Origin of the sequence: Paenibacillus sp. P32E (assembly GCF_001909085.1) — a bacterium.
GTDB lineage: Bacteria > Bacillota > Bacilli > Paenibacillales > Paenibacillaceae > Paenibacillus_AQ > Paenibacillus_AQ helianthi.
Genome location: NZ_LVYY01000046.1, coordinates 283,367 through 295,656 on the forward strand (window position 1 = coordinate 283,367; position 12,290 = coordinate 295,656).

General features: G+C 51.7%; 9 protein-coding genes. 7 read left to right on the forward strand and 2 right to left on the reverse strand.

Annotation, left to right across the window (positions count from 1 at the left end; translation table 11 throughout):
• The first annotated feature begins 20 nt into the window (after positions 1-20).
• Positions 21-914 carry a sigma-70 family RNA polymerase sigma factor gene (locus tag A3848_RS25910; protein ID WP_074087828.1) on the forward strand — a complete coding sequence of 298 codons (894 nt, stop codon included), beginning with the start codon at positions 21-23 and terminating at the stop codon, positions 912-914.
• 162 nt (positions 915-1,076) lie between these two features.
• Here A3848_RS25910 and A3848_RS25915 read toward each other — a convergent pair whose 3' ends face one another.
• Positions 1,077-2,432: a PFL family protein gene (locus A3848_RS25915; protein WP_244169765.1), complete on the reverse strand. Its 1,356-nt coding sequence runs from the start codon at positions 2,430-2,432 to the stop codon at positions 1,077-1,079.
• A gap of 49 nt (positions 2,433-2,481) precedes the next feature.
• A complete protein-coding gene (locus A3848_RS25920) occupies positions 2,482-2,751 on the reverse strand; it encodes an ACT domain-containing protein (RefSeq protein ID WP_074087745.1) in 270 nt (89 codons plus the stop codon).
• A gap of 238 nt (positions 2,752-2,989) precedes the next feature.
• On the opposite strand from A3848_RS25920, the gene A3848_RS25925 reads away from it, so the two are divergent.
• From A3848_RS25925 to A3848_RS25950, 6 genes are all read left to right on the forward strand, one after another.
• Positions 2,990-4,627, forward strand: coding sequence for a diguanylate cyclase (locus tag A3848_RS25925; protein ID WP_074087747.1), 1,638 nt, complete (start codon positions 2,990-2,992; stop codon positions 4,625-4,627).
• A 47-nt stretch (positions 4,628-4,674) separates the two neighbouring features.
• Entirely contained in the window at positions 4,675-5,055 is a 381-nt protein-coding gene (locus tag A3848_RS25930) for a response regulator transcription factor (RefSeq protein ID WP_074087748.1), read from the forward strand.
• Positions 5,033-8,290 (forward strand): ATP-binding protein, encoded by a 3,258-nt coding sequence (locus A3848_RS25935; protein ID WP_074087750.1) that lies wholly within the window; start codon positions 5,033-5,035, stop codon positions 8,288-8,290. Before A3848_RS25930 ends, A3848_RS25935 begins: the two co-directional genes overlap by 23 nt.
• An 84-nt stretch (positions 8,291-8,374) precedes the next feature.
• Positions 8,375-9,349, forward strand: coding sequence for an aldo/keto reductase (locus tag A3848_RS25940; RefSeq protein WP_074087751.1), 975 nt, complete (start codon positions 8,375-8,377; stop codon positions 9,347-9,349).
• A gap of 270 nt (positions 9,350-9,619) precedes the next feature.
• Entirely contained in the window at positions 9,620-10,105 is a 486-nt protein-coding gene (gene lspA / locus A3848_RS25945) for a signal peptidase II (RefSeq protein ID WP_256702553.1), read from the forward strand.
• Positions 10,106-10,418: 313 nt separating this feature from the next.
• A complete protein-coding gene (locus A3848_RS25950; protein WP_074087832.1) occupies positions 10,419-12,290 on the forward strand; it encodes an assimilatory sulfite reductase (NADPH) flavoprotein subunit in 1,872 nt (623 codons plus the stop codon).

Consider the following 12,290-nt stretch of genomic DNA (forward strand, 5'->3'; position numbering starts at 1 on the left):
TTCGAACGGGTACGGAGACAATGGCGGGGAGCCGCATGGAGGAGCTGTACCGCAGTTATTATCGTTACGCCTTCTCGATTGCTTATAGAATGCTCGGAACTGTTGCGGATGCGGAGGATGCCGTACAGGACTGCTTTGCAGAGCTGCAGCGCCGGGAACCCGGCGGTATTCAAAATATGAAGGCCTATGTGGCCAAGGGGATCACTAACCGCTGCCTGAATATGCTTGGCTCGGCGCGCAGCCGCAGGGAGACATATGTTGGCGAGTGGCTGCCGGAGCCGGTAAGTGAGGCGGATGACGGGCCTGAAGCGTCGGCGGAACGGAAGGATACGCTGTCTTATGCTTTTCTGGTGCTGCTGGAGCGTCTAACCCCAACCGAAAGAGCTGTGTTTGTGCTGAGGGAGGCTTTTCAGTACGAATATGATGCCATAGCAGAAATGGTCGGCAAATCTGAGAGCAACTGCCGGCAAATCTTTAGCCGGGCGAAGCGGACGCTTCAAGCCAGACCGTCTTCGGCACTGCAACCGGCTGCCGGCAATGATGCTTCAAGAGAACAGCTGCTGCGCAGGTTCACAGAGGCATTTACTGCATATGATGTTGGCGGAATGCTTGAGCTGCTGGCTGAGCAGCCTGTACTTATCGGCGATGGAGGCGGACAGGAAGTGCATACCATTCTTAGGCCTATGGCAGGACGTAAGGGCGTGCTGGCTCTTCTGACCTCACGGCGGGTACTGAAACAGATGCGCGAATGGGAAATTGCAATGGACTGGATCAACGGTGAGCAGAATCTTGTGTTCAAGCAGCAGGGAGTGGTTAGAGCAGTACTCTGCCTGGCACTGGACAAGAGTGGAGAACAGATTCAGGAATTATATCTGATGATGGCTGCCAGCAAGCTGGGTCATGTGACGCCTTGAACCGCATATTAACAGGGCTACGCACAAGCCGTTTATGTTTTTAACTCAATGTTCATAGAGACCTTGCTATGAGCATGAGCATTGGAGGCTTCTCCATAATCGTCAGGTCAAAAAAAAGCGCCGTCTCCCCGTTACCCGGGCAGGCGGCGCTTCTTCATGGATCTAATTCTTGAAGCTGTGTATCGGAGCGGGGATACGGCCGCCCCGGTTCACGAACCCCGAGCAGTCGAATTGGTTCACGGCCATAACTGGCGCATAGCCGAGCAGCCCGCCGAATTCAACCATTTCGCCGACTTCCTTACCGATGACCGGAATCACGCGGACCGCTGTAGTCTTGTTGTTAACCATGCCGATAGCGGCTTCGTCCGCAATGATTCCTGCGATAGTTTCTTTGCTTGTGCTGCCAGGAATAGCAATCATATCGAGCCCGACCGAGCAGACGCAGGTCATTGCTTCCAGCTTCTCCAGCGTCAGCGCCCCGCGCTGCACCGCCTGAATCATGCCGTGGTCTTCACTGACCGGGATAAAGGCGCCACTGAGTCCTCCCACATAGGAGGAAGCCATAACGCCGCCTTTCTTGACATTGTCATTCAGAATGGCGAGCGCGGCTGTTGTGCCGGGTGCCCCCGCTTCCTCCAGCCCCATGACCTGGAAGATCTCAGCAATAGAATCACCGATCAGCGGAGTGGGTGCCAGCGACAGATCGATTATGCCAAAAGGTACGTTCAGCCGTTTGGATGCTTCCTGGGCTACCAGCTGACCCACACGGGTAACCTTGAAGGCGGTCCGCTTGATCGTCTCGCAAAGAGTCTCGAAGTCATGGCCCTTCACTTCCTCCAGTGCCCGCTTGATTACACCCGGACCGCTGACACCTACGTTGATTACACATTCGCGTTCACCGACCCCGTGGAACGCACCCGCCATGAACGGGTTGTCCTCAACCGCATTGCAGAAGACCACCAGCTTGGCACAACCGATGGAATCGCGGTCCTTGGTACGTTCTGCAGTCTGAAGAATAATATCGCCCATCAGCTTCACTGCGTCCATATTGATCCCGCTGCGCGAGGAGCCGACATTCACGGAGGAGCAGACTCTTTCCGTAACTGCCAGCGCTTCAGGGATACTGTCGATCAGAATCCGGTCACCTTTGGTACAGCCCTTCTGGACCAGTGCGGAGAAGCCGCCGATGAAGTTTACACCGACCTCTTTTGCCGCCTTGTCCAGAATTTCGGCCACCGGCACATAGGTGTCGGTATGAATTGCACCAGCGGCGATGGAGATCGGGGTCACCGAAATCCGCTTGTTGACGATGGGTACCCCGAATTGCCGTTCCAGATCCTCACCGGTCTTAACCAGCTTCTCAGCGGAGCGGGTGATTTTGTCGTAGACATTTTGGTTGAACACGCGCATATCCGTGTGGGCGCAGTCCATGAGACTGATCCCCATTGTAATCGTACGGACATCCAGATTCATTTCCCGGATCATTTTATTCGTTTCCTGCACTTCGCCAATTGAAATCATAGGTTTAACTCCTTAAATTATAGTCACATCTATTATCTTCAGCCGTCTAAATCCGGTGCATAATATTGAAGATATCTTCATGCTGGAGCTTGATTTCCACACCGATCTCTTCGCCCACATGCTGCAGATCTTCCACAATCTCTTCAAAAGATTTGCTGGGCGCGGAAATATCCACGATCATCATCATATTGAAATAATCCTGTACAATCGTCTGTGAAATGTCCAGAATGTTCAAATTGTGGCCTGCGAGATAGGTGCATACCTTAGCGATAATACCAACTTTGTCTTTACCCAGTACTGTGATAATCCCCTTCAATGAAAAAGCCTCCTATTATTTAGTTAATATTTTTCTAGTGCTTTGTCCATCCGCCGCTTTAACGGAATGAACCGTTTCAATTATTATGGCAAAGGAAAGGGGAATCGACAACCGAAGTTTTTTTGTCCATCTGATTACAGATTTGATCTTAAGCTCCATTTTACATAGAATACAGTTGACAGAGTTAAGAAGCTATGGTTACTGGCTTGTACTATATTAGCAGCTCGAAGGAGTTATGATGACAACGAGAAAATACAAAGAGCTGGTAGAGCAGCGTACCAGACAAACCCTCCAAACATGGTCTGCACAGGAATTCGTAAGTGAAAAGGATATTTACCGCTTCCTCCATAACTTGAAAGGGACCGCCGGAACAGTAGGCCTTATCAAAGTCGAGAAGCTGGCAGACAGCACACTGCTCTATTTCTCGGAGGATATCCACCGCTGCTGGCCGGAAGAGGAATGGGGAGATTATCTATACCCCCTGCTGGAGCTTTTTGGCGACGATATGGATGCACACGATGGGCTGCTTGGCTCCCGTTCGCAGGAGTCCGGGCATATTCACGGCATGCCGATCCAGCAAGAAATTCTGATCATTGATGACGATGTAGAACTGGTTGCTTTTTTGCGGGAATCCCTGGAGAAGCAGTCCTATTATGTAAGTATTGCCTTATCCGCGGAACGCGGATTGAAGATATTTTATGAGGGCAAACCGGATCTGATTCTGCTCGATGTTCTGCTCCCGGACCAAAGCGGGATTGATGTGCTGAAGCAAATCATCGGCAAGGCGAAGAAAGAGCGGATTCCCATTATTATCGTCAGTGGTGAGCACGCCAAGGATATTCAGATGTATGCCTACTCACTGGGCGTGATGGATTATATGCCGAAGCCGCTGGATATCGATTTATTCCTGGTGCTGATTAAGAACCGATTTGACCTGAAGCGGGAATGGCAGGAATCGATTATCGTAGATGAGCTGACCGGAGCATTCAACCGCAGATATTTCAACCAGACCATGAAGCAGCTGGTGTCGGACTTCCGCCGGACCGGCCGGATATTTTCATTGGCCCTTATGGACCTTGATTTTTTCAAGCTGGTGAATGACACCTACGGCCACCTGATCGGGGATGAAGTACTACAGACCTTTTCGGAGGTCGTGCGCCATTCGATTCGGGTAGAAGATACCTTTTGCCGCTTCGGAGGGGAAGAATTTGCCTTGTTCATGCCAAACACGGATGCAGGTTCTGCATTACTGGTCGTGGACCGGATCCAGCAGCAGCTTGCCGCAAGAACCTTTACCGCGAAAAAAGAGGAGTTTCAAGTGACCTTCTCGGGTGGTATTACGGAGGTTCGTGAGGTAGTAAATGAACCGGACAGGCTGATCGGGGAAGCGGACCAGGCACTTTACGTCAGCAAGAATACGGGACGGAATCGGACCACCCTGTATACGGACAAGCTGGACACAGGCAAAGCCGAATCTCTGCTGAATGTGATTGTTGTGGACGACGATGCGCTGATCCGGCGGATTGTGACTCATCATTTTGCATCCTGGGACCCGGCTGGTATCGACTCTGTGAAGGTCAGCAGCTATGCCAGCGGTCCGCTGTTTCTGGAATCGGACTGGTATGCGCAAGGCGGCAAATATATTATTTTGCTGGATGGAATCATGCCGGAGCTGGATGGTCTGGAGGTTCTGGAGCGGATTCGCAGCAACTACCCTGAAGTGAATATTCTGGTAATCATGCTGACAGGAAGGAATAACCAGCGCGATATTATTCATGCTTTGCAGATGGGAGCCGATGATTATGTAGTGAAGCCATTTCATCTGCCGGAGCTGCTGACCCGTATAGAGCGGTTGGCCCACAGATTTCTGTTCTAGAACAGAAGCCAACACAACATCAGGAGGAACAGAAGGGTGAGGATTGAATGCAAAAAGTACTTGTAGTCGATGATGAAGAGGTCTTGCGCATGCTGATTGAAGACACGCTGGAGGATCTGGAGAATGTAGAGATCCATACCGCCGAGAATGGCACAGAAGCGCTGACCAAGCTGTCGGAGGAGCTGTATGATCTGGTCATTCTGGATTATATGATGCCCGAGATGACTGGAATTGAAGTTCTCGAGGCGCTGGAAAAAGAACAAAAAAACGCCATGCCCATCCTGATGCTGACCGCCAAGGCGCAGGAGAACGACCGCAGTAAAGCCCGCGAGGCCGGCGCCCGCTATTTTATGCCGAAACCCTTCAGCCCCATGGAGCTCCTGCAGATTGTGGAGGGCATTCTCAGTGAGAACAACGAAGCGCTCTAATACCAGCATCAAAACGAAATATTACCAGATTATTACGCTGTTGTTCGTGCTCATTGTCCTGACAGTGAGTGTCCTCTTCTTTTTTATTAATACCCAGCAGAGCAGACTGAAGTCGGAACGGGAGGTCCTGCAGACCAAAGCGAATATCATAGATGAACTGGCCGGGACGCTGAATGAAGTGTTTTTCCGGGCCAGAGGGTATATCGCCTTGAAGAGCACCAACGAACTGGGTCTGCTGAATACGGCACTTGAGAATCTGGATGGTATTCTGAATCAATACGCCGGGCTGAATCTGTCACCGGAAGAGGCGGAGTATCGGGAGGCTTTATCCGCTTTTTATACGAATTACAAGAGTCAAACGCTGCCAAAGGTGATGCGACTGGTCGGAAATGATGACTATGAAGGGATCCGAACCCTTTCGCAGAGCGGCAGCACGAAGTCCTTGAATGATTTTCTCGCCTATACGAAGGCCTTCAAGGAGAGCTCAGATCAGCAGCTAAGTGATATGGCAGACCGTTCTATCCTTCGAGCTGACAGCTATACCGTTGCGGCCTTCGGCATCAGTGCCTTTTTGTTGCTCTTCTTTACCTTAATGATCTGGCGGGGGTTGAAGATTCTGATTGATCCGATTGTCCGGCTGGAGGAGGCTACCCATTCACTTGCTGCGGGGGAGACGGTTCTGCTCGGAAAACTGGAAAAGCAGGATGAGATTGGACGCTTGTACGAGGCATTCCTGAACATGGCCCACAGCATCCAGGACAAGGAAGAAGAATTAACGATGCAGAACGAGGAGCTATATGCCCAGCAGGATGAGCTTCAGGACCAGCAGTTCAAGCTGGAGCGTTCATTAAGCGAAATTGAAAGCATGATGAAGGCGCTCGATCAGACCTCGGCTGTCGGCATTCTGTCGGATAAAGGGCTGTTCACTTATGCGAATAACAATCTTAGCAGCTATACAGGCTACAGAAATGCCGAGATTATAGGCTACCCTTTCCGGCTATTCGAACTGCTGAATATGACTTCCTCCCAGATGGAGCAGATTATCAGTAAATTATCCACCGGCGGAAACTGGAGCGGGGAAATTGAAGTTCTGGTGAAGGATGGCCAGGAGTCCGTATGGCTCCATATGACGGTCATGCCTTATTTGAACGATGAGGGCAAGGTTTACCAATATATCCTCATCGCGAACAACATCACCTCCCTGAAAAGTGTGCAGCAGCAGCTGGCGGTTACCCTCCAGAATACGGAGCAGACTACCTTCATGCTGGAGCGTTATAACCGGTTGAATCATGAGCTTACCTACACGCTGGACAAACAGGAATTCGCCGAGAAATTCAGCGGGTTCATGAATCAGATCTATGACTTTGATTCCAGTCTGTTCCTGCTTGTTCAGGATAAGATTACCGTTGTCAAAGGCGTGCCGCAAGCGAATGTGGAGCGGTACCTCGATCATCACCATTCCGAGATTCTGCACCGCCTGGGAGAAGAGCAATCCTATATTATCCAAAGAGTAGGCTCGCCGCGGGAACAGGGCATCTCTCCTGACGAAGTCTACTGTTATGATTTATACACTTCGGTAGTGGGCAGCAGTAATGAGATTCTGGCGGTCTTCTGCGGCAGCCGGATCGGCCGTACCTTTACCGAAGAAGAACTCAGCGAGATCCAGGGGCTGATGAGCCGGGTGGCGCTGGCGATCGAGCGGCTCATGATGTATGAGGAAATCGAACATGGACGCAAGCTGAACCGGGATATCGTCAACAATGTAAATGAGGGTATCCAGTTCGTCAATACCGAAGGCGTAATGCAGCATATCAACAAGGCGCTCAGTGAGCTGTTCCGCTATAGCGATTGGACCGAGGGTTCGCTGGTTCCTGCGGAGGATTGGCTGGAAGCATTCACCGGCAAGTCCAATGAATCTGCAGAGCTACGGCAATTCTACGAGCATGCGATGTCCGAATCGGCCATGGATTCCAGCACAATGAAATATTCACTGGGCACCGAGGAGATTCAGCATGTCGATGTCTATGCAATTCCGGTCCTCCGCCGTGAAGACCGGATCGGGACGCTGTTCGTACACCGCGATATCACACGTGAATATGAGCTTGACCTGATGAAGTCCGAGCTGGTCAGCACAGTCAGCCATGAACTGCGGACTCCGCTGTCCAGTGTTCTTGGCTTCACGGAGCTGCTGCTGTCCAAAACCATGAAGCCGGAGAAGCAGCTGAAATATCTGGAGACAATTCACAAGGAAGCGAAACGTTTGACCGAGCTGATTAATGACTTTCTGGATCTGCAGCGAATGGAATCGGGGACACAGCAGTATAATGTCGAACCGGCACATCTCAGTGAAATTGTGCTCGGCGTTATTGACCAATACAAGCTCAGCAGTACTCACCATATCCTTTTGGAAGACGATGCAGTGCAAGATGAGGTGGCTGTTGACAAAGACAAGATCATTCAGGTGCTTACCAACCTGCTTAGCAATGCCATCAAATTTTCACCGGGAAGCCATGAAGTCAAAGTACTGCTCCACAATGAACCGAACCGGATTATAGTGCGGGTCCACGATCAGGGGCTGGGTATTCCCAAGAATCAGATTGGCCAGCTGTTCCAGAAATTCAGAAGAGTGGATAACAGCGCGTCCAAGCGGATCGGAGGAACCGGACTAGGGCTTGCGATCTGCAAGGAAATTATTGAAAAGCACAAAGGGACCATCGGCATCGAGTCAGTGGAGGGTGAAGGCACTACCGTTTGGTTCAGCTTGCCTATGGAGTTGGCAGAAGACAGCGGGCATGTGGAGGAGTCTGCCAAGTGGGGCGCTGATAAGGAACAGAAGCCTAATGTAATGATTGTTGAAGATGATTACAGCCTGTCCCTGCTGCTCTCGGAAGAGCTGAAGGGCAAGGGCTTCCGGGTCACCCATCATTACCATCCCCAAAAAGCATTCGACCAGGCGCTGAAGTCATCTTTTGTGGCTATTGTCGTAGATCTGATGCTGGGAGTGGAGCTGGACGGTTGGGATCTGATCCGTATGCTCAAAAATGATCCCCGGACCGAACAGGTGCCGATTGTGATCTCCTCGGCGCTGGACAAGACGGATAAGAGTATGCTTGAGAACGTGAAGACATATCTGACGAAGCCGTATCCGCCGGGAGAGCTATCGAACACACTACAGGAAATTGTGGAGATACAGCTGAAGTCGGGAGAAGTCCTCTTTCCGGATAATGACTGCTAATATGGCTTGCCTTACAGTAGACTCTAAGGTATATAGTGATCTTGCAGCAGACAACCAATCAGGAATGCAAGGGAGGAAATGCGAGTGAAATACAGTTATTTGGGAAAATCCGGTTTGAAGGTCAGCCAACTATGTCTGGGTACCATGAATTTTGGCCCGGAAACCGAGGAAAAGGAAGCCTTCAGAATTATGGACGCTGCCTTGGATGCGGGCATCAACTTTTTTGATACAGCCAATGTATACGGCGGCAATGACCGTCGCGGCTGGACGGAAGAAATTATCGGCCGATGGTTTCAGCAGGGAGGCGGCCGGCGCGAGAAGGTTGTTCTGGCTACCAAAGTCTACGGTGACATGTTCGACGAGCAGGACGGCCCCAATTCAGGTGCAGGTTTGTCAGCATACAAGATCAGACGTCATTTCGAAGGCTCACTGAAACGTCTGCAGACGGATCACATTGAACTGTATCAAATGCATCATATTGACCGGAATGTCTCCTGGGACGAGTTGTGGGGCGCATTTGAAATTCTGGTCTCCCAGGGCAAAGCCGATTACATCGGGTCCAGCAACTTTGCGGGCTGGCATATTGCCGCTGCCCAGGCAAAGGCCAAAGAACGCCATTTCCTGGGGCTTGTCTCCGAGCAGCATCTGTACAACCTGCTGGAGCGGACGCCGGAGCTGGAGGTCCTTCCAGCCTCGCAGGAGCTGGGTCTGGGAGTGATCCCATGGAGTCCGCTGGCTGGCGGCCTGCTGGGACGCAATGCGCTGTCCAAAAGTGGTGTGCGCAGCGCCCGTTCGGCCAAGCTGGAGCAGCACCGGAGCCAGTTGGAGCAATTCTCCGCGCTCTGTAAGGAGCTTGGGGAGCATGAAGACCAAGTGGCGCTGGCCTGGGTACTGGCCAATCCTGCCGTTACCGCACCGATTATCGGGCCACGGACGATTGAACAGTTCGAAGACTCGCTGAGAGTCACCGAGATCGTGCTCGATGCAGATACGCTGAAGAAGCTGGACGAGATTTTCCCGGGACCGGGCCGTCCGGCACCGGAAGCCTACGCCTGGTAAATGCTCCGGCGGGAATCAATATAGGAAACCGGCTGCCGTAAGTTTAATACTGGAGCTGGACAGCGCGGGAGCATCCTTTGGGATATTCCCGCGTTTTTTTATTTTTCTCGCTAAGGCAGCGCTGTCCTTAAAAAAAGCGGGTGTAGCCGTGGGCGTAGTAATCACCGGGCGTCGCCTCAAAGTCCAGATTGTTTTGCGGAGGCTGGCAAGGATGAATCCAGGGTCTTCCTGTGATAAGCTGAACAGTAAGAATGAACAGTATCGCTATTTTTGCCGAGTGCAGAGGGGGTGGCCATTACGCTTTTTTACTTAATATCCATATTGGTCGTTATAGCGGATCAGGCCGCCAAGTGGGCAGTACGCTCCAAGATGCAGCTGGGGGAAACCATTCCTGTGTGGAGCGGGCATCTGCAGTTTACGTATTACGAGAACAGTGGTGCAGCGTTCAGCTCTTTTCAGGGATTCGGCCCGTATTTCGCCATTGTTGCGGTAGCCTTTGTTGCTGCGGTGTTCTATTACAGACGAAAGGGAGAACTGAGGGGGCCTTTACTGGAAGCGGCGAGCGGTTTTTTGGTAGGCGGGGCAATCGGCAACGCCATGGATCGTGTCATTTACCATCAGGTAACGGATTTTCTGGTCTTCGGCAGCCGTGGCGGCATTCTGAACCTTGCAGACTTGGCGATCAACGCCGGGGGGCTGCTGGTTTTGGTACATCTGCTCAAGAAACCGCTGAAGCGTTTTTCTTTAAAAAGGTAAGACCTTCGGGCTGAATGTCCTTGGAATGACCATCCGGCATATCATTAGGCAGGTTTTGTGAAATTCTTGCTGCTTTATCGATTATTAATTATCATTTTATCTAATAGAAGTTATCATAAAATGTAATGAAGCTGGTTAAATCAGAGCTTTTTACTCTGATTTAAGCGGCTTTTCTGCGTTTTATTGAATTTATTGGATTATAAGTGTAAATTTAGCAGCCTGGTGTCTCGTTGATCGTTTCATATAATTGTGATAGCCTGAATTTATGTTGTTAAGAGGGAAGCAGATTTCATGCGAGGAGAGGTCGATAGTGTTGCAATTACATGTTACGAACAGTCCTTTTACCGAGGAACAGGTTGATCTTCTAAACCGCCTTCTGCCGTCACTGACGCAGACACAGCAGATTTGGCTCGGCGGCTATATATCCGCAATAACACTGCAGGGCATATCCGTTGACTCCACTACTGCGCCGGCTGTGCCTGTAACACCCGTTCCGGGTGCTGCAATTGCTTCAGCTGCTTCAGCTGCGATTGCCCAGCCGTCCTTTTCCCGCGATATCACCGTACTCTTCGGATCACAGACTGGCAATTGCCAGCGTCTCGCTTCCAGCCTGTCAGGCAAGCTGAAGGAGCAGGGATTCGAGGTCACCGTATCTGCGATGAACAGCTTTAAGCCGAATGCACTGAAGAAAGTAGAGAACCTGCTGATTCTGGTCAGCACGCATGGTGAAGGTGAACCACCGGATAATGCGCGTTCGCTTCACGAATTTCTCTATAGCAAAAGAGCGCCCCAATTGAATCATTTACGGTATTCGGTGCTGGCACTCGGGGATACCTCTTATGAATACTTCTGCCAGACGGGCAAGGATTTCGACCAGAAGCTGGAAGAGCTGGGCGGCCAGCGTCTAAGCCCCCGTGCAGATTGCGATCTGGACTATGACGAGCCGGTCGCTGATTGGATAGAACAAGTGATTACCGCCCTTAACGGTGCCCAGAGTGCCCCCGCTATTGCTGAAGAGGCTGTCCTTGCGGCCGAACACGCGGAATCGCTGCAATCGGCATATTCCCGCAATCATCCGTTCCAGGCAGAGGTGCTGGAGAATCTGAATCTGAACGGACGCGGCTCGGATCGTGAAACCCGCCATCTGGAGCTGTCGCTGGCAGGTTCTAACATGACCTTCGAACCTGGTGACTCGCTGGGAGTCTATCCCGAGAATCATCCCCGGCTGGTAGAAGAGATCATTACCGCCATGGGCTGGAACACCGGGGAAGCCGTCCCCCTGAACAAAAAAGGTGAGGAGGGCACCCTTCATGAAGCGCTTCTCCGCCATTATGAAATAACCGTCCTGACCAAACCGCTGCTGGAGCAGGCAGCGAAGCTGTCAGCGGCTCCCGCGCTGCATGAACTGCTGCTGCCGGACCGTTCCAAGCAGTTGAAAGAATATATCCAGGGTCGCGATCTGCTCGACCTGATTCAAGATTTCGCGCCATGGGATGTACCCGCCCGCAGCTTCGTAACCATCCTGCGCAAGCTGCCGGCAAGACTATACTCCATCGCCAGCAGCTATAATGCCAATCCCGAGGAGGTTCACTTTACCGTGCGGGCGGTACGCTATGAGTCCCATGGACGAGAACGCTATGGTGTCTGCTCGGTTCACTGCGCGGAGCGTGTGCAGCCAGGAGACACTTTGCCGATATACATCCAGAACAATCCGAATTTCAAGCTTCCGGCAAATCCCGATGTGCCAGTGATCATGATCGGACCCGGTACAGGAGTCGCACCGTTCCGCTCGTTCCTCGAGGAACGCGAAGAGCAAGGTGCAGAAGGCAAGACATGGCTGTTCTACGGAGACCGTCATTTTGTGACAGACTTCCTCTACCAGACAGACTGGCAGCGGATGCTGAAGGACGGCGTGCTGAATAAGCTGGATGTGGCCTTCTCCCGGGATACAGAAGAGAAAGTCTATGTGCAGCACCGCATTCTGGAGCATAGTCAAGAGCTCTATGCCTGGCTGCAGGAAGGCGCCCATGTATATGTCTGCGGGGATGAAAAGCATATGGCCCACGACGTCCACGCAGCGCTGATCAGCGTTATTCAGGAGGAAGGCGGACTAAGCCCCGAAGCAGCAGCAGCCTATCTGGACAATCTGCAGCAGGAGCAGCGTTACCAGCGCGATGTGTACTAA